18 protein-coding genes are annotated in these 17,032 nt (G+C 72.4%); 11 read left to right on the forward strand and 7 right to left on the reverse strand.

All coding sequences use genetic code 11. The annotated features are described in order from the left end of the window. The first annotated feature begins 261 nt into the window (after nt 1–261). Together AOQ37_RS04920 and AOQ37_RS04925 are read left to right on the forward strand one after the other, a co-directional pair. Nucleotides 262–1,383, forward strand: coding sequence for an adenosine deaminase (locus AOQ37_RS04920; RefSeq protein WP_234436813.1), 1,122 nt, complete (start codon nt 262–264; stop codon nt 1,381–1,383). Between the two features lie 27 nt (nt 1,384–1,410). Then, complete coding sequence (locus AOQ37_RS04925) at nt 1,411–2,097, forward strand: glycerophosphodiester phosphodiesterase (RefSeq protein ID WP_062642443.1); 687 nt, start codon at nt 1,411–1,413, stop codon at nt 2,095–2,097. Here AOQ37_RS04925 and AOQ37_RS04930 read toward each other — a convergent pair. Next, nucleotides 2,072–2,725 carry an NADPH-dependent F420 reductase gene (locus tag AOQ37_RS04930; protein WP_062641633.1) on the reverse strand — a complete coding sequence of 218 codons (654 nt, stop codon included), beginning with the start codon at nt 2,723–2,725 and terminating at the stop codon, nt 2,072–2,074. The two genes, AOQ37_RS04925 and AOQ37_RS04930, sit on opposite strands and share 26 nt — an antisense overlap. Nucleotides 2,726–2,881: 156 nt before the next feature. Between AOQ37_RS04930 and AOQ37_RS04935 the strand changes: the two genes are divergently transcribed. Both AOQ37_RS04935 and AOQ37_RS04940 read left to right on the forward strand, forming a co-directional pair. Then, nucleotides 2,882–3,241: a winged helix-turn-helix transcriptional regulator gene (locus AOQ37_RS04935; RefSeq protein WP_062641635.1), complete on the forward strand. Its 360-nt coding sequence runs from the start codon at nt 2,882–2,884 to the stop codon at nt 3,239–3,241. 377 nt (nt 3,242–3,618) lie between these two features. Further along, nucleotides 3,619–4,812: a serine hydrolase domain-containing protein gene (locus AOQ37_RS04940; RefSeq protein WP_062641637.1), complete on the forward strand. Its 1,194-nt coding sequence runs from the start codon at nt 3,619–3,621 to the stop codon at nt 4,810–4,812. A 13-nt stretch (nt 4,813–4,825) separates the two neighbouring features. Here AOQ37_RS04940 and AOQ37_RS04945 read toward each other — a convergent pair whose 3' ends face one another. The 4 genes from AOQ37_RS04945 to AOQ37_RS04960 are packed head-to-tail and all read right to left on the reverse strand — an operon-like array spanning nt 4,826 to nt 6,831. Then, nucleotides 4,826–5,377, reverse strand: a complete 552-nt coding sequence (locus AOQ37_RS04945; RefSeq protein WP_078890011.1) for a hypothetical protein — start codon at nt 5,375–5,377, stop codon at nt 4,826–4,828. Continuing rightward, a complete protein-coding gene (locus AOQ37_RS04950) occupies nt 5,361–5,861 on the reverse strand; it encodes an RNA polymerase sigma factor (RefSeq protein ID WP_062641638.1) in 501 nt (166 codons plus the stop codon). The genes AOQ37_RS04945 and AOQ37_RS04950 overlap by 17 nt, the downstream gene beginning before the upstream one ends. Then, nucleotides 5,858–6,475: a class F sortase gene (locus AOQ37_RS04955; protein WP_062641641.1), complete on the reverse strand. Its 618-nt coding sequence runs from the start codon at nt 6,473–6,475 to the stop codon at nt 5,858–5,860. Before AOQ37_RS04955 ends, AOQ37_RS04950 begins: the two co-directional genes overlap by 4 nt. Next, nucleotides 6,472–6,831 carry a hypothetical protein gene (locus tag AOQ37_RS04960; protein ID WP_062641642.1) on the reverse strand — a complete coding sequence of 120 codons (360 nt, stop codon included), beginning with the start codon at nt 6,829–6,831 and terminating at the stop codon, nt 6,472–6,474. The genes AOQ37_RS04955 and AOQ37_RS04960 overlap by 4 nt, the downstream gene beginning before the upstream one ends. A 197-nt stretch (nt 6,832–7,028) precedes the next feature. On the opposite strand from AOQ37_RS04960, the gene AOQ37_RS04965 reads away from it, so the two are divergent. Beyond that, nucleotides 7,029–7,670 carry a dihydrofolate reductase family protein gene (locus AOQ37_RS04965; RefSeq protein WP_062641644.1) on the forward strand — a complete coding sequence of 214 codons (642 nt, stop codon included), beginning with the start codon at nt 7,029–7,031 and terminating at the stop codon, nt 7,668–7,670. 22 nt (nt 7,671–7,692) lie between these two features. Here AOQ37_RS04965 and AOQ37_RS04970 read toward each other — a convergent pair whose 3' ends face one another. Next, nucleotides 7,693–8,886 carry an ABC transporter substrate-binding protein gene (locus AOQ37_RS04970; protein ID WP_062641646.1) on the reverse strand — a complete coding sequence of 398 codons (1,194 nt, stop codon included), beginning with the start codon at nt 8,884–8,886 and terminating at the stop codon, nt 7,693–7,695. Between the two features lie 413 nt (nt 8,887–9,299). Further along, the gene (locus tag AOQ37_RS04975) at nt 9,300–10,748 is read right to left on the reverse strand and encodes a gamma-aminobutyraldehyde dehydrogenase (protein ID WP_062641647.1); all 1,449 of its coding nucleotides are present in this window, start codon (nt 10,746–10,748) and stop codon (nt 9,300–9,302) included. 164 nt (nt 10,749–10,912) lie between these two features. Here AOQ37_RS04975 and AOQ37_RS04980 point away from each other — a divergent pair, with 164 nt between their 5' ends. The 6 genes from AOQ37_RS04980 to AOQ37_RS05005 all read left to right on the forward strand — a co-directional run bounded on the left by AOQ37_RS04980 (nt 10,913) and on the right by AOQ37_RS05005 (nt 17,024). After that, nucleotides 10,913–11,431 (forward strand): Lrp/AsnC family transcriptional regulator, encoded by a 519-nt coding sequence (locus tag AOQ37_RS04980; protein WP_062641649.1) that lies wholly within the window; start codon nt 10,913–10,915, stop codon nt 11,429–11,431. Nucleotides 11,432–11,450: 19 nt separating this feature from the next. Then, nucleotides 11,451–12,815, forward strand: coding sequence for an aspartate aminotransferase family protein (locus AOQ37_RS04985; protein ID WP_062641651.1), 1,365 nt, complete (start codon nt 11,451–11,453; stop codon nt 12,813–12,815). A 195-nt stretch (nt 12,816–13,010) separates the two neighbouring features. Continuing rightward, complete coding sequence (locus tag AOQ37_RS04990; protein WP_062641653.1) at nt 13,011–13,754, forward strand: ABC transporter ATP-binding protein; 744 nt, start codon at nt 13,011–13,013, stop codon at nt 13,752–13,754. Next, on the forward strand, nt 13,736–15,211 hold the full coding sequence (locus tag AOQ37_RS04995; RefSeq protein WP_062641654.1) for a hypothetical protein: 1,476 nt from the start codon (nt 13,736–13,738) through the stop codon (nt 15,209–15,211). The genes AOQ37_RS04990 and AOQ37_RS04995 overlap by 19 nt, the downstream gene beginning before the upstream one ends. A 231-nt stretch (nt 15,212–15,442) precedes the next feature. Continuing rightward, a complete protein-coding gene (locus tag AOQ37_RS05000; protein WP_062641656.1) occupies nt 15,443–15,862 on the forward strand; it encodes a VOC family protein in 420 nt (139 codons plus the stop codon). Nucleotides 15,863–15,896: 34 nt separating this feature from the next. Continuing rightward, entirely contained in the window at nt 15,897–17,024 is a 1,128-nt protein-coding gene (locus tag AOQ37_RS05005; RefSeq protein WP_062641658.1) for an LOG family protein, read from the forward strand. Nucleotides 17,025–17,032: the final 8 nt, after the last annotated feature.

Consider the following 17,032-nt stretch of genomic DNA (forward strand, 5'->3'; position numbering starts at 1 on the left):
GGGCGGGCCGAGGAGAGGCCGGGGCCGAGGACGAGGAAGGGTCGGGGGTCGGGCGCAGGAGAGGGCGGGGGCCGAGGACGAGGAAGGCTCGGGGCCGGCCGGGCCGAGGAGAGGGCGGGGCTGGATCAGGGGCGGGTAGTGGAGAGGGCGGGGGCCGGGTCGGGGGCGGGCCGCCTACGATGATCCCGACTCATCGATCAGCCGATCACCCGCGTCCCGTCCGGCCCGCTCGGCCCGGGACGCCGTCCCGGGGAGGACCCCATGACCGACCGCTTCGACGCATCCGCCGCAGCCCCTGGCTCCCCCGTCTCCGGCGCGCCCGCCGGCCCCACCGCGGCCGACGCGGCCGGCGCCCGTGACGTGCACGCGTTCATCGCCGGGCTGCCCAAGGCCGAACTGCACGTCCACCACGTCGGCTCCGCCTCCCCCCGCATCGTCGCCGAGCTGGCCGCCCGGCACCCCGACTCCAAGGTGCCGACCGACCCCGAGGCCCTGGCCGACTACTTCACGTTCACCGACTTCGCCCACTTCATCGACGTGTACCTGTCCGTCGTGGACCTCATCCGCACCCCGGAGGACGTCCGGCTGCTGACGTACGAGGTCGCCCGGGACCTGGCCCGCCAGCAGGTGCGGTACGCCGAGCTGACCATCACCCCGTACTCCTCGACCCGGCGCGGCATCGACGAACTCGCCTTCATGGACGCCATCGAGGACGCCCGCAAGGCGGCCGAGGCGGAGTTCGGGACCGTGCTGCGCTGGTGCTTCGACATCCCCGGCGAGGCCGGTCTGGAGGCCGCCGAGGAGACGACCCGGCTCGCCACCGACGACCGGATCCGCCCCGAGGGGCTGGTCTCCTTCGGCCTCGGCGGGCCCGAGATCGGCGTGCCGCGCCCGCAGTTCAAGCCCTACTTCGACCGGGCCATCGCCGCCGGGCTGCGGTCGGTGCCGCACGCGGGCGAGACCACCGGACCGCAGACGGTGTGGGACGCGCTGACCCACCTGCGCGCCGAGCGCATCGGCCACGGCACCAGCTCCGCGCAGGACGAGAAGCTGCTCGCGCACCTCGCCGAGCACCGCATCCCCCTGGAGGTGTGCCCGACGTCGAACATCGCCACGCGCGCGGTCCGCACCCTCGACGAGCACCCGATCAAGGAGTTCGTGCGGGCCGGTGTCCTGGTCACGATCAACTCCGACGACCCGCCCATGTTCGGCACCGACCTCGACAACGAGTACGCGGTCGCCGCCCGCCTCCTCGACCTCGACGAGCGGGGCCTCGCCGCCCTGGCCAAGAACGCGGTCGACGCCTCCTTCCTGGACGAGGCCGGCAAGACGCGGATCAGGGCCGACATCGACGCCTACACGACGGACCGGCTCGCCCCCTGAGGACCCGCTGCCGCCACAATGGGCCTCATGCGCAACGTGACTGCCGTGGCCCATCGCGGCGACCCCTACCGCTTCCGTGAGAACACCGTCGACTCGCTGCGTTCCGCGCTCGACCTGGGCGCGGACGCCGTCGAGCTCGACGTACGGCTCACCCGGGACGGCGTGCCCGTCCTGCTGCACGACGCCACGTTGAAGCGGCTGTGGGAGCACGACCGGCCGCTGCTGTCCCTGTCCACCGCCGAGGTGCGCGGGCTGACGGACGGCGCGGTGCCGACGCTGGCGGAGGCGCTCGCGGCGACCGACGGCAGCAGGCTGATGCTCGACCTGCCGGGGACGCGGGAGGTGCGCACGGCACGGCGGATCGTGGACGCCGTCCGCGAGGCCGGGGCGGCGGACCGGGTCTACTACTGCGCCGACGCCACCGCGATGCTGGCCGTGCGCGCGGCCGACCCGTCCGCCGAGATCGCCCTGACCTGCACCAGCCTGGCACCCGTACGGCCCGCGCTGCTCGACGCGGTGAAGCCGCGCTGGCTCAACTACCGCTTCTCCCTGGTGGACCGGGACCTGGCCGCCCGTGTCCACCACGACGGTCACCTGCTCTCGGTCTGGACCCCCGACACCCGCCGTTCCATGCGCCGGCTCATCGACCTGGGCGTCGACTCCATCACCACCAACCGGATCGACGTGCTCACGGCTCTGCGCGGGCGGGGCTGACCGCGCCGGCCGAGCCGACAGCGCGAGCCGGGGGCCGACCCGCCGCGTACGCCAGCGGCGGAGAGATCGCCTGGGCGTCCGCCCCCTCCCCCACCCACAGCCGGATGAGCAGCGCGGCCGTCGCCTCCAGCAGGCCGGCCCTGTCGAGGCCGCCCGCGTTCAGCGGCTCGCAGCCGAGGTCGCGGACGAGCCGCCGTACGACGGACAAGGCCGCTTCGTCGTCCCCGCACAGCGGGACCGCCAGCGGACGGCCGTCGAAGACGGGCGGGTCCAGACGCCAGACGTCGACATGGCACAGGTTGAAGGCCTTCACGACGTGCGCGGTGGGCGCGGCGGCGGCGATGCGTTCGGCCGCCGCCGGGCCACCCGCCGTGAGCAGGCCGAAGTCCCGGCCCACGGGATTGGTGCAGTCGATCAGCACCCGCCCGCGCAGGGCTTCCGCCAGCCCGCCGGCCACGTCGGGCGCGGCCGCGTACGGCACCGCGAGCAGCACCGCGTCCGTCCCCGCCTCGGCCGCCTCCCGCAGCCCTCCCGAACGGCCCCCGACGACCACCTCGTGTCCGGCCCGCCGCCACCCGGTGCCCAGCGCGTCCGCCATGGAACCGGTACCGAGAATTCCCACCCGCATGACTCCTCCTCCTGTCCTACGTCCCACGTCCCACGGATCGCCCGTCGCACGGATCGCCCGTCGCACGGATCTCCGTTCCCTGGAATTCCGTTGCACGGGCTTCCGTTGCACGGATCCGCCACGACAGTAGGGAGCCGCTCGGGCACCATTCGGTACGTGGACACCGACCTCGCGTTTCTCGCCGACTGCCGGACCCGGCTCGCCTTCGACCTCGTCTCCAACACCTGGAACCCGGTGGTGATCTGGGCCCTCAAGGACGGGCCCGGCCGCCCCGGCGAGCTGCGGACGCGCATCGGCGGGATCAGCCAGAAGGTGCTGACCGAGACACTGCGCCGGCTGGAGTCCAACGGACTCGTCGCGCGGCAGGCGTACGGCGGTTCGCCACCCCGGGTGGAGTACGAACTCACGCCCCTGGGACGGACGTTGCTCCCGCCGATCCAGGCCTTCGGCGTCTGGGCGCACGACCACGGCGACGAGGTGGCCGAGGCCCAGGACCGCTACGCGCGCGAGGCCTGAGGGACCGGCGCCGGGCCGGGCGGCGCGCGGTCCGGACCTGTCGCACGGCGATCGCGACCGGCCAGGAGCGGAAGCCGTCGGGGGCGCGCGGCGAGCCGAGGTCGTCGAGGTCGGAGATCACACCGGGGAGACGGCTTGCCCCCGGCTCACGTTCTTCGCCACCCCGGACCGGTACCCGTAGGGGGCATCCCGGGTAACTCACCTACTACACAAGGCAGTTGCTCGGGGTTACCCCAGGGTCGGGCACCCTCCTCCGCGACGATCCGCGACGGTCACGCCCCGGCGGAAGATCATGTCGAGCCACGGCCACTCTCTCCCCCGGCCACCCCTCCCCCTCCTCCGTCTCCCCTTCTCCTCTCACTTCCTCTGGAGCCCGCATGCGCGTTCGCCGTCGCACCGCCGTCCTCGCCGCCTCGCTGGTGGCCGTCCTCACTGCGGGCCCGCTGGCCGCGCCCGCCTTCGCGGTGCCCGCGCCGGTGTCGGCCCCGGCGTCGGCCTCCTCGGCGCCGGCCTCCTCGGCGCCGGCCCACCCCGCGAGCCCGCTCGACGTCGAAGCGCTGGCCGCCGCGCTCACCGGACTGCCGGACCAGGACGCGACCGCCGCCCTCGTCCGGGTCGGCGGCACCGACGGCGCCTGGCGCGGCAGCGCGGGCGTGCACGACCTGGCGAGCGGCACGGCGGCCGACCCGGAGGCCCGCTTCCGGGCCGGGTCGACGACGAAGGTGGTGACGGCGGCGGCCGTCCTGCGCCTGGCGGCCGAGCGGCGTATCGACCTCGACAGGCCGGTCCAGCGCTATCTGCCCGGACTGCTCGGCGCGAGGTTCCGGCCGATCACCGTACGGCAGCTCCTCGACCACACCAGCGGCATCCCGGCGGGCGACGCCCTCGGGACCTCCTTCGAGGAGGTGTACGCGCACCGCTTCGACACGCTCACCCCGCAGCAGGTCGTGGCCTCCGCGGCGGCGAAGGGGCCGGAGTTCCGCCCGGGCACCCAGCAGCACTACCTCAACATCAACTACACGATCCTGGGCCTGCTGATCGAGAAGGTGACCGGCCGCTCGTACGCGTCCGAGGCCACCCGCCTGGTCCTGGCGCCCGCGGGCATGAAGGACACGTACTTCCCCGGCACCGAGCCGCGGATCGCCGGCCCGCACAACCACGGCTACCAGGCGGTGAAGAGGGCCGACGGGACGACGGAGTTCGTGGACGTCACCGAGTGGAACCAGGCGGACCGGTTCGCGGCGGGCGACATGGTCTCCACGACCGCGGACCTGGAACGTCTCCTCACCTCGCTGTTCCGCGGCCGCATCGTCCCCGCGCCCCAGCTGCGGGAGATGTTCACGGTCCCCGCCCATATCGAAGGCGCCAGTTACAGCGCGGGCCTCCAGCGCTTCGTGTACGAGGGGAAGGTCTACTGGCTCAAGTCGGGGGCCCGGTACGGCTACAGCGCGCTGATCGCCGGGACCCGCGACCTCAGCCGCACCCTCGTCTACTCGGTCAACTCCACCGACGCCAAGGGCGAGGAGATGAACCCGGTCGCCCAGCGCATCGCGATGGCCGCACTGAAGTGACGGCGTGACGTTCTCACTCCCGCGCGTCCGAGGACCGCGCGGCGGACGGCGCGAGGGACCGGGCGACGGACGGTGTGGGCCGCGCCGTCGCGGAGCCGCCGGGTTCACTCGCCGTGCTCGGTTCCGGCGACACATCCCGGTCACTGCCGTGGGTCGGTACAGCGGTGTCGACGGGGGCAGTCGACGCCCGCTGGTCCGGGACCCGGGTGACCCCCTCGGTAGGGCGTTCCGTGGCCGGTGCGGGCGAGGGCGTGGGCGGCACGGGCGGGGACACGGTCGACGGGCCGTTCACCGACGGCGGGGCGAGCGGGACGGTCGGGCGCGCGGGTGCGTCGGCCCCCGTCAGGTGCAGCGGCAGCAGAACGGCCAGCGCGGCGATCCCGCAGGTCGCGCCGACCCCGGCGACGGTGCGCAGCAGCCGTCGGCGGACGGCGCCCCGGCGGATCTCCTCGTAGCGGCCGGGCGGTGGGCCGAGGTGACCGGGGGCGGGCCCCAGGAGGACGGTGAGCGGGTCGTCGGGGTCGAGTTCCGGGCCGTCGTCGAAGTCGTCAGTGGGTGTGATCAAGGCTTCTCCTCAGGTGGGCGCGGAGCAGTTCGCGGGCCGCGTGCAGGTCGGCCTTGACGGTTCCCTCCTTGCGCCCGGTCAGCACGGCCACCTCCCGGATCGGCATGTCAGCGTAGTAGTGCAGCAGGATCGGGACGCGCAGCCGGTCGGGCAGGGACTGCACGAGGAGCCGGACCGAGGGGTCGGCCTGCTCGGCGGGCGGGGCCACCGCCGCCTCGACGGTGGCCCGGCGCATCGCCCTGCGCTCGCGTTCGAGCTTGCGCCAGTGGTCGCGGACCAGGTTGGCGGCGGTGACGAAGAGGAACCCCTGCGGCTCCGCCACCGCCGTCCAACGGGCCCACAGCCGGGTGAACGCCTCCGAGGCGATCTCGTGCGCCGTCTCGTCGTCGTCGACGAGTCGGCGGCACCAGCCGGCGAGGCGCGGGTAGAGGGCGGCGAACAACTCGGACGCCGCCCTCTCACGGGACCGAGCAGGCCGTTTCAACGTTCTCCAGCGGTCAGAGCGGCGAAGACGATCACGTTGTCGCGGTAGCCGTCACCGGAGCGCGGGCCGCCGCACGTGATGAGACGCAGTTCGGGCCGGTCCACGTTCCCGTAGACCTTCTCGGTCGGGAACTCCGCCTTGGCGACGGTCGTGACCTCGGTGACGGCGAACTCGGCCGTCGTGCCGTTCTCCAGACGCGCCCCGATCCGGTCGCCCCGGCGCAACCGGTCGAGGTGCCGGAAGACGCCGTCCCCGTAGGCACCGACCGTGACATGGGCGAGGATCACCGACGGTCCGGTCTGTCCGGGCGTGGGCGAGTTCTCGTACCAGCCCGCCCGGTCGTGCTCCTCGACCGGCGGGACCCGCACGCCGCCGTCGGCGGCCAGCCCCAGCCGCATGACCGGGGTGTCGACCCCGATGGCCGCGATCCGCAGCCGGACCGGCACCGAGCGCGCGAGGGGCCGCGCCGCCGGGCCGGAGGGGGCCGAGGAGGTGCCCGGCTTACGGGCGGCGGCGCCCCCGGCAGCGGGCTCCGCCGGATCGCCGGCGCAGCCCGTGAGCAGCGGCGCCGCCAGGGCCGAGAGGATCAGGGCGCGCCTGGAGAGCGGGCTCATGCGCCGGTCGCCCTCCGGCGCCGTACGACGTAGAAGCCGGTACCGGCCGCCGCGAAGGCCGCGGCCGCACCGCCACCGATCAGCCCGCCGTGCCCCTCGGAGGGCTCCCCGACCCCGGTGTCGGCCCCGCCCCGCGGCACCACGCCGACCTGGCTCGGTACGGCGGACGGAGCAGTGGTGGCCTTGGCCGGGGCCGGAGTCGCGTCGCGGGCGTCCTCGGCGGGCGCCGGGGTCGCGGTCCGGTTCGCGGTGCTGGGTACGGGCGTCGGCGTCCCGCCGTCGGCCAGCGCGGGCGTCGCGCCCGCCAGCAGGGCGGTGCCCGCAACTACCAGGGCGGCGAGGCCCGTTCGCGGCATGAGTCGCATGAATCGCTCTCTTTCGTCGGTCCGTTGACGGATCGGCCGAAGAGACGAGACAGCCCCGGAGCGGGTTGTAAAGAACGGGCAAAGTCCGAGGGGGGCGGATCGCCCGCATCCGGGGGCCGTCGAAGCGATGAGTCCGGCGGCGCCCGAGGGTCTACCCCCTGACCGCAACAGACCATCAGGAGCAAGCCATGGGCCTCATCCACGTCGAGCTGTTCGCAACCCTCGATCTCGTCGGGCAGGCGCCCGGCGGCCCCGACGAGGACCCGGTGGGGTTCCCGTTCGGAGGCTGGCAGGCGCCCCTGCTCAGCGAGGCCACCGGGGCGCAGATCGCCGCCGCGTACGAGGGCACGGACGCCCTGCTGCTCGGCCGGCGGACGTACGACATCTTCGCCGCCTATTGGCCGCACCAGAAGGGCGAGGACAACACGATCGCCACGCTCTTCAACAGCGTCCCGAAGTACGTCGCGTCCCGCGGCACCCCCGACCTCTCGTGGGCCGGGTCCACCCAGCTCGGCCCGGATCTGGCCGGCGCGGTGCGCGGGATCCGGGACCGGCACGAGCACGTGAAGGTCGTCGGGAGCCTGAACCTGGTGCAGACGCTGCTGCGCGAGAAGCTCTTCGACCGCCTCGACCTGTGGGTGCACCCGATCGTGCTCGGGGTCGGCAAGAAGGTGTTCGACGGCGGTGAGGTGCCCACGAACCTCACCCTCCTCGAACCGCCCGCGGCCGGCCCGGAGGGCACCGTGTACCTGCGCTACGGACTCGCCGACGGAACACCGAGGACGGGCGACATGAGCGCCCCCGACCGCGGCCTCGGACACGACGCCTGAAACCCGCTCGACGACGAGACCCTCAGAGCCCCGCGATCGCGTTCCACCGCTTGGCGAACTCCCGTCGCTCCGTGGAGGTGATGTCCCGCGCGATCGCGAGGTGCTCGCGCATGTCGGCGTCGGGGAAGATCAGCGGGTTCTCCGCGAGGGCCGCCGTCTCCTCGTCGTCGGAGTCGGCGAGGACCGCCTGTGCGGCCGGGACCGGGCAGACGTAGTTCACCCAGGCCGCGAGTTCGGCGGCGACCTCGGGCCGGTAGTAGTGGTCGATCAGCTTCTCGGCGTTCGCCTTGTGCCGGGCGAGGTTGGGGATCATCAGGGACTCCGCCCACAGCTCGGCGCCCTCCTCGGGCACGACGAAGCGGATGTCGGGGTTGTCGGCCTGGAGCTGGATGACATCGCCCGAGTACGCCTGGCAGGCCAGCACATCGCCGCTGACCAGGTCCTTGGTGTAGTCGTTGCCGGTGAAGCGGCGTATCTGGCCGCGGCGGACCTGTCGCTCCACGTCGTCGCAGACCTGATGGAAGTCGTCGGCGGTCCACCGCGTGACGTCCACGCCGTTGCCCTGCATCAGCAGCGCGAACGCCTCGTCCAGGCCGGACAGCAGCGTCACCCGCCCCTTGAGGTCGTCGGCCCACAGCTCCGAGACGCTGCGCAGTTCCCGGCCCAGCTTCCGCCGGTTGTAGGCGATGCCGGTGATGCCGGACTGCCACGGCACGGTGCACACGCGTCCGGGATCGAAGGCGGGCGAACGGAGCAGCGGGTCGAGGTTCTCGGTGACGTGCGGCTGCGCGGCCCGGTCCATCTCCTGGACCCAGCCCAGCCGGACGAACCGGGCGCACATCCAGTCACTGATGACGATCAGGTCGCGGCCGGTCTGCTGGTGGTTCATCAGCGCGGGGCTGATCTTGCCGAAGAACTCGTCGTTGTCGTTGATCTCCTCGACGTAGTCGACGGAGATGCCCGTGCTCTCGCGGAAGGCGTCGAGCGTCGGCCGCCGGTCGGGGTCGTCGTCGTCCGTGTCGATGTAGAGCGGCCAGTTCGCCCAGGTCAGCCGCTTGTCGCTGGCGGAGAGATCGGCCCCGGCGCGGTCGCCGGGCCGTACGTAGGCGGCGGGCACCCCGCAGCCGGCGACCCCGCCGAGAACGGCGGCGCCCCCGAGCACGCGCAGCAGGGAACGGCGGGAAACGGCACGGGAGAACGAGGGAGTCTGGGGCACGCCGTCAGCATGCCGTGGGGCCACCCCCCGAACAATCGACGCACCGTCGAGCCCGCCCCGCCCCACCCGACACCTTGTCGATCACACCCCGACCGACAACAAGAACGACCCCCGACTGAAACCGAGGGCCGAACTCACACAGCGGACGCCGCCCCCAGCCCAGCGGCGCGAGAACCCACACAACCAGCCCCCCCAGGGGCGCAGGGATCTGCGCAACCAGCCCCAGCCCACCCCCCTAGGGGCGCGGGGAACTGCGCGACCAGCCCCAGCCCACCCCCCTAGGGGCGCGGGGAACTGCGCGACCAGCGACAAGGCACCCGCACCCGAGAACGACCGGCCACGGGCGCAGCCCGACCGCACCCGCAGCCGTCAGCAGCCGAACCCGCACAACCCCCCGCAAACCCAGCGGAGCGCTACGCGTCGAGCGAAGTCATCACATGCTTGATCCGCGTGTAGTCGTCGAAGCCGTAGCCCGACAGGTCCTTGCCGTAACCGGACTTCTTGAAGCCACCGTGGGGCATCTCGGCGACCAGCGGAATGTGGGTGTTGATCCACACGCAGCCGAAGTCCAGCTTCTTGGACATCCGCATCGCGCGGCCGTGGTCCTTGGTCCACACCGAGGAGGCGAGGGCGTACTCGACGCCATTGGCCCACTCGACCGCCTGGTCCTCGTCCGTGAAGGACTGGACGGTGATGACCGGCCCGAAGACCTCGTTCTGGATGATCTCGTCGTCCTGCTTCAGCCCGGAGACGACGGTCGCGGCGTAGAAGTAGCCCTTGTCGCCGACGCGCTGTCCGCCCGCCTCGACCTTGGCGTGGGCGGGCAGCCGCTCGATGAAGCCGGTCACCTGCTGGAGCTGGTTGGGGTTGTTCAGCGGGCCGAAGAGCACGTCCTCGTCGTCCGGCTGCCCGGTCTTCGCCTCCGCCGCGGCCTTCGCGAGCGCGGCCACGAACTCGTCGTGGATGCCCTCCTGGACGAGGACGCGGGTGGCCGCCGTACAGTCCTGGCCGGCGTTGAAGAAGCCCGCCACGGAGATGTCCTCGACGGCCTTGGCGATGTCGGTGTCCTCGAAGACCACGACCGGCGCCTTGCCGCCGAGCTCCAGGTGGACGCGCTTGAGGTCCTTCGACGCCGACTCGGCGACGGACATGCCCGCGCGCACCGAGCCGGTGATGGAGGCCATCGCCGGGGTCGGGTGCTCGACCATCAGCCGGCCGGTGTCCCGGTCGCCCGTGACGACGTTGAAGACGCCCTTGGGCAGGATCGAACCGATGATCTCGGCGATCAGGACGGTGGAGGCCGGCGTGGTGTCGGACGGCTTGAGCACCACCGTGTTGCCGGCCGCGATCGCCGGGGCGAACTTCCACACGGCCATCATCATCGGGTAGTTCCACGGCGCGACCTGCGCGCAGACGCCGACCGGCTCACGGCGGACGATCGAGGTCATCCCGTCCATGTACTCGCCGGCGCTGCGCCCCTCCAGCATCCGGGCCGCGCCCGCGAAGAAGCGGATCTGGTCGACCATGGGAGGGATCTCCTCGGAGCGGGTCAGCCCGATGGGCTTGCCCGTGTTCTCCACCTCGGCCGCGATGAGCTCCTCGGCCCGCTCCTCGAACGCGTCAGCGATCTTCAGCAGGGCCTTCTGACGCTCGGCGGGCGTCGTGTCGCGCCAGCCCGGGAACGCCTCGGCGGCGGCCGCCATCGCGGCGTCGACGTCCGCGGGGCCGGACAGCGGCGCGGTCGCGTACGCCTCGCCGGTCGCGGGGTTGACCACCTCGGTGGTCCGTCCGTCGGCGGCGTCCCGGAACTCGCCGGCGATGTAGTTGCGTAGCTTGCGCAGCCGTCCCAGCTCGGTGCTCACTGCCGGCCCTCCAGGTTCGGTGTCCATTGACTGAGACACCCACACTAATCCTTACGCCGACGTTTTCAACACCCCCGATCCCGCCAGGGCTGCGGAATCCGCAGATCTCACTTACGTAAACAACGAATTTCATCGCCTCGGCCTTGCGGAACTGTCGAGACGTCGTGCACAGTGAGGCCGTGGCCAGTCGAAGCGCAGAGCACAGGGACTCCCGCGAGTCCAGGAACGGCAGCACCCCTCACCTGGATGCCGTCAGCCTCGCCATCATCCAGCAGCTCCAGGAGGACGGCCGTCGGCCGTACGCCGCGATCGGCAAGGCCGTGGGCCTCTCCGAGGCGGCCGTGCGCCAGCGCGTCCAGAAGCTGCTCGACCAGGGCGTGATGCAGATCGTCGCCGTCACGGACCCGCTCACCGTGGGCTTCCGCCGGCAGGCGATGGTCGGGATCAACGTCGAGGGCGATGTCGAGTCCATAGCGGACGCGCTGACCGACATGGCCGAAGTCGAGTACGTGGTGATGACCGCCGGCTCGTACGACATCCTCGCCGAGATCGTCTGCGAGGACGACGACCACCTGCTGGACGTCATCAACAAACGCATCCGTGCCCTGCCTGGCGTGCGCTCGACCGAGAGCTTCGTCTACCTGAAGCTGAAGAAGCAGACCTACATGTGGGGAACCCGATAATCGTGAGGACCCGATAACCGTGAGCACCAAGGACCTCAGCAGCACCGCGTACGACCACCTGTGGATGCACTTCACCCGCATGTCCTCGTACGAGAACTCCCCCGTCCCGACCATCGTCCGGGGCGAGGGCACCTACATCTACGACGACAAGGGCAAGCGCTACCTCGACGGCCTCGCGGGCCTGTTCGTGGTCCAGGCGGGCCACGGCCGCGTGGAGCTCGCCGAGGCGGCGTTCAAGCAGGCGCAGGAGCTGGCGTTCTTCCCGGTGTGGTCCTACGCCCACCCGAAGGCCGTCGAGCTCGCCGAGCGTCTCGCGCACCACGCGCCCGGCGACCTGAACAAGGTGTTCTTCACCACCGGCGGCGGCGAGGCCGTCGAGACCGCCTGGAAGCTCGCCAAGCAGTACTTCAAGCTCCAGGGCAAGCCGACCAAGTACAAGGTCATCTCCCGCGCGGTCGCCTACCACGGCACCCCGCAGGGCGCCCTGTCGATCACCGGCCTGCCGGCCCTGAAAGCCCCCTTCGAGCCGCTCGTGCCGGGCGCGCACAAGGTCCCGAACACCAACATCTACCGCGCCCCGCTGTTCGGCGACGACCCCGAGGCCTTCGGCCGCTGGGCCGCCGACCAGATCGAGCAGCAGATCCTGTTCGAGGGCCCGGAGACGGTCGCCGCGGTCTTCCTGGAGCCCGTGCAGAACGCCGGCGGCTGCTTCCCGCCGCCGCCCGGCTACTTCCAGCGCGTCCGCGAGATCTGCGACCAGTACGACGTGCTGCTCGTGTCGGACGAGGTCATCTGCGCCTTCGGCCGCCTGGGCACGATGTTCGCCTGCGACAAGTTCGGCTACGTCCCGGACATGATCACCTGCGCCAAGGGCATGACCTCGGGCTACTCCCCGATCGGCGCCTGCATCATCAGCGACAAGCTGGCCGAGCCGTTCTACAAGGGCGACAACACCTTCCTGCACGGCTACACCTTCGGCGGCCACCCGGTCTCCGCGGCGGTCGGCCTCGCCAACCTCGACCTGTTCGAGCGCGAGGGCCTCAACCAGCACGTGCTCGACAACGAGGCCGCGTTCCGCTCCACCCTGGAGAAGCTGCACGACCTGCCGATCGTCGGCGACGTCCGCGGCAACGGCTTCTTCTACGGCATCGAGCTGGTGAAGGACAAGCACACCAAGGAGTCCTTCAACGACGAGGAGACCGAGCGCGTCCTGTACGGCTTCCTCTCCAAGGCGCTGTACGACAACGGCCTCTACTGCCGTGCCGACGACCGCGGCGACCCGGTTGTCCAGCTCGCCCCGCCGCTGATCTCCAACCAGGAGACCTTCGACGAGATCGAGCAGATCCTGCGCGCCACGCTGACGGAGGCGTGGACGAAGCTCTGACCGTCAGCCTGATCAGCTGATCAACACCGGCCCCGGTGTCGACCGTTCGAGTGAGAAACGGCGACCCGGGGCCGTGTGCTGTCCGGCCTTCCCCTCCTGGCTGCCTAGCGTGCGAGTGACCGATCGGCCCTGTCTTCGTTCCCCCGCACGGGGGATAGGCACGGGAACCACAGATCTGAACCGAGGTGTACGCCCATGGAGGCCCCGCCGGACAACGACGTGCTGTGGGCACGCTCCCTGTACTTCACGCACCGCGACGGCTCACCGGGGCTCGGCGGTGTCTCGCTGGGCGTGCGGGAGGGCGAGATCCTCGCCGTCAGCGGCCCGCGCGGCAGCGGCAAGACGACCCTGCTGCACTGTCTGTCCGGCCTGGTGCCCGCCCAGCGCGGCGAGGTCTGGTTCAACAGCGTCCCCGTCCACACGATGGGCCCGATGGCCCGCGAACGGCTGCGCCGCGACCGCTTCGGCTGGATCGACCCGGCGCCGGTCCTCGTCCCCGAACTCAACGTCTGGGAGAACGCGGCCCTCCCCCTGATGCTGCGCGGCACCAGCCGCCGCCGGGCCAAGGTCGCCGCGCTGGAGTGGCTGGACCGCCTGGACATCGGCGACCGGTCCCGCAGCCGTCCGCACGAACTCACCCAGGCCGAGCGCCAGCGGGTCTGCATCACGCGCGCCCTGGCCCCGGCCCCGTCGGTCCTCTTCGCGGACGAGCCGACGGCCCCGCTGCACCGCGCGGACCGGGCCCACGTCCTGCGCACCCTGACGACGGCGGCCCGCTCCCACGGCATCACCGTGGTGCTGGCCACCCACGACCCGGAGACCGCCGCGCTCGCCGACCGCACGGTGCCGCTGATGGACGGCCGCCGGGTGAAGACGGTCCATCTGCCGCCGGTCACGGAGCCGGAAGGCCGGGGGGCCGCGTGCTCGCTCTCCGTCTGACGCGCAGCGCCCGCCCCGCCGTCCAGTTCCGCCGCCTCCTGGTGGCGACGGCCTCGGCGGGCACCGGCTTCCTCCTCCTGTGCACCCTCGGCCGGGCCCTCACCCATCCCGACACCCCGGCCGCGTCCGTGCTCCGTCTCGCCTGGTGCGCGGTGCCGCTGGCCGCGACGGTCTACCTCGCCCTGGCGGTCGCCCGCACCGACCCCGGCACCCGTCCGCGCCCCGGCCTGGCGGCGATCGGCCTGGGCCCGACCCGTCTGATGGCCGTCTCGGCGATGACGACCGCCCTGTCGACGCTGCTCGGCTCCATGCTGGCCCTGCTCCTCTTCCTGCATCTGCGCGGGGACCTCACGGGCATGCCGTTCGACGGGGCGGCCGACGACTTCCTGGCCGCGGACCAGCCCCTCCCGCTGCCCGCCTCGCTGACCCTGCTGGCCCTGGTCCCGGTGGCCTCGTCCTTCGCGGTGGCCCTGATGCTCCGCCCGCGGGACACGCGCGTGGCGGCCCGGGCGACCCCGCGGATGCTCGGCCGGTTCGGCGCGCGCGGCACGGCCGGGACGGGCGACCGGTTCGGCGCGTACGGCCGCTTCGGGGCGCGGTCCGGAAGCGCCCGGCCGACGCCTGCGGCCATCGACGCCTCACTCGTCGAGGCGTCCCTCGGCCCGGCGACGGACGGCCCGCACTCCCGCACGGCGCCGAACGGGCATCCCGTCGAGGCGGCTCCCGACCCGGCGCAGGACACCGCCGCGCCCTCGGTGCCGGGCATCACGGCCCTGGCCGACGACGCCCCGGAGACGCACCCCCGGAGCCGGCCCCCGAGCGGGCCGCGGGCCCGGTCGCAGACGCACCCGCCCCACCCCACCGCTCTCCCCTGGGGCATGGCCGTGCTCGCCGCCGGCCTGGCCGTGGAGGCGTACGCGAACCGCACCGCGCACCCCAGCACCCTGCCCCTCCCCGGCGGCCTCCCCACCGGCCCCGCCGCGGTCCTCCTCGGCTGGGTCCTCACCGCCGTGGGCCTCGCCCTCGCCGGCCCCGGCCTCACCCACCTGTGCGGCCGCCTGCTCCAGTCGGCCCGCCCCGGCGCCCTCCGTCTCCTCGCGGGCCGCGGCCTGATGCAGGAGGCGGCCCGCATCGGACAGCCGCTGGGCGTGGTCTGCGCGGTGGCGTCCGGCGCGTACACGATGGCCGCGCTGTACGACCCGGCCGACCCGGCGTTCGGCCCGCTCACCACCCTCGGCGCCGCGGTCGTGGCGGGCTGCGCGGTCGCCACGCTCCTGACCGCGGCCGTGGAGGCCCGGCAGGTCCGCGCCGACACCACCGCCGCTCTGCTGCGCCTCGGGGCCCCGGCGAAGACACTGCGCAGCGCCGCCGCCCTGCGCACCGGCGCCCTGCTCGCCCTCTTCGTCCCGCTCACCCTGGTCGTGGCCGAACTGGCGGCCCTTCCGCTGACCCGTTAGCGATCTCTGACCCGCCGACCGACCTCTGAGGCCCCGACCGACCGGCCCTCCGGCCGACCCCTGCCCCGTCGGCAGTCCCGTCGGCTGTCCGCCGGCGCGCCGCCCCACCGCCCGCCGATCCCCCGCCCCGCGCGAAAAAGATCCCCGCCCCGCGATGAGTTCCGGGCGGGCCCCCGGTCTACCCCACCGAACGGCACCCGCCGGCGACACCGACCCCTTGGGAGGGACCCGATGACCACCCCGGCCTACCAGCAGATGATCTTCGTGAACCTGCCCGTGAACGACCTCGACGCCTCGAAGAAGTTCTTCACGGAGCTGGGCTACACGATCAACCCGCAGTTCAGCGACGACAAAGCGGCCTCCGTGGTGATCAGCGACACGATCGTGGCGATGCTGCTCACCAAGCCGTTCTACTCGACCTTCACCAAGAAGGAGATCGCGGACACCTCGAAGACCAGCGAGGTCCTGATCGCCCTGAGCGCCCCGAGCCGCGAGAAGGTCGACGAGCTCGTCGACAGGGCGCTCGCGCTCGGCGGTTCGCCGAGCGGCGAGACGCAGGACATGGGTTTCATGTACGGCCGTTCGTTCGACGACCTCGACGGCCACACCTGGGAAGTCGTCTGGATGGACCCGTCGGCCGTCGAGAGCTGACCCCCGCCCGTCCGGCGCTGCCTAGCATGGGCGGGTGCATCCGACGACACCCGCCCAGCCGTTCGACGGCTCCCACGACCGTGAGATCGAGTCCCTCGTCGAGTTCGACGAGGTGGTCGCCACTCACGGTACGCTCTCCCACTTCCGCGTCCAGTCCGTCGACCTGACGGCCCGTACGGACGCCCTGCTCGCCCTGGACACCTCGGGCGCCGTCTTCCTGGGCTGCCCGATGGAGCCCGCGGCGGCCGCCAAGTCCCGCGCCTCCGGCGCCCTGGTCTTCCCGCCCGTACCGGGTCTGTCCTTCGACCCGTACCGCGGTTTCGTCTACTCCCCCGACGAGTTGTTCGCCTCCCTGGACGAGGGCTACGAGGCGACGCCGGACGCGCTCACGTACGCCTGGTTCCAGCGCACCAAGGCGGACGGCGACATCTTCGGCTCGATGCTCCGCTCGATCCACGACGACGCCGTCTCCGACGCGCTCGACGAACTCCTCGTCGGGGAGCGGGTGGTGGGCGTGATGGGCGGTCACGCCATGGCGCGCGGCACGGACGCGTACGCGGGCGCGGCCCGGCTCGGCCGTGAACTCGCCCGGTCCGGGCTCATGGTGGCGACCGGTGGCGGGCCCGGCGCGATGGAGGCGGCCAACCTCGGCGCGTACGCGGCCCCCTTCGACGGCGAGATGCTCACCGAGTCCCTCCGACTGCTCGCCAAGGCGCCGACGTTCACGCCCTCGGTCACCGACTGGGCGAGGGCGGCCTTCGAGGTACGGGCCAACTGGCCGGGCGGAGGCCCCTCGGTCGGCATCCCCACCTGGTTCTACGGCCATGAGCCGCCGAACCCGTTCGCCGCGCATCTCGCCAAGTACTTCTCCAACGCCACCCGCGAGGAAGGCCTGTTGGCCCGCTGCACCGCGGGGGTGGTGTTCCTGCCGGGCGCCGCCGGGACCGTACAGGAGATCTTCGACAACGCGACGCCCAACTACTACGGATCACGCGGCGAACCGACGCCGATGGTGCTCGTGGACCGCGCGCACTGGACCGAACGGCTGCCCGCCTGGCCGCTCTTGCGGTCACTCGCCCGGGAGCGGTCGATGGAGTCCCGTATCGCCCTCGTTGACCGGATCGAGGAGGCTCCGGCGGCGTTGAAACGTCTCGGCGGTTAATAAGCGGG

It is taken from the genome of Streptomyces maremycinicus (assembly GCF_001184025.1).
In the GTDB taxonomy this organism is placed as follows: domain Bacteria; phylum Actinomycetota; class Actinomycetes; order Streptomycetales; family Streptomycetaceae; genus Streptomyces; species Streptomyces maremycinicus.

Coding starts and splice junctions, on each gene's coding strand:
- AOQ37_RS04955 (WP_062641641.1), bottom strand. CDS start 6,475: ATGAGCCCGCTCTCCAGGCGCGCCCTGATCCTCTCGGCCCTGGCGGCG.
- AOQ37_RS05000 (WP_062641656.1), top strand. CDS start 15,443: ATGACCACCCCGGCCTACCAGCAGATGATCTTCGTGAACCTGCCCGTG.
- AOQ37_RS04990 (WP_062641653.1), top strand. CDS start 13,011: ATGGAGGCCCCGCCGGACAACGACGTGCTGTGGGCACGCTCCCTGTAC.
- AOQ37_RS04925 (WP_062642443.1), top strand. CDS start 1,411: ATGCGCAACGTGACTGCCGTGGCCCATCGCGGCGACCCCTACCGCTTC.
- AOQ37_RS04920 (WP_234436813.1), top strand. CDS start 262: ATGACCGACCGCTTCGACGCATCCGCCGCAGCCCCTGGCTCCCCCGTC.
- AOQ37_RS04965 (WP_062641644.1), top strand. CDS start 7,029: ATGGGCCTCATCCACGTCGAGCTGTTCGCAACCCTCGATCTCGTCGGG.
- AOQ37_RS04960 (WP_062641642.1), bottom strand. CDS start 6,831: ATGCCGCGAACGGGCCTCGCCGCCCTGGTAGTTGCGGGCACCGCCCTG.
- AOQ37_RS04940 (WP_062641637.1), top strand. CDS start 3,619: ATGCGCGTTCGCCGTCGCACCGCCGTCCTCGCCGCCTCGCTGGTGGCC.
- AOQ37_RS04930 (WP_062641633.1), bottom strand. CDS start 2,725: ATGCGGGTGGGAATTCTCGGTACCGGTTCCATGGCGGACGCGCTGGGC.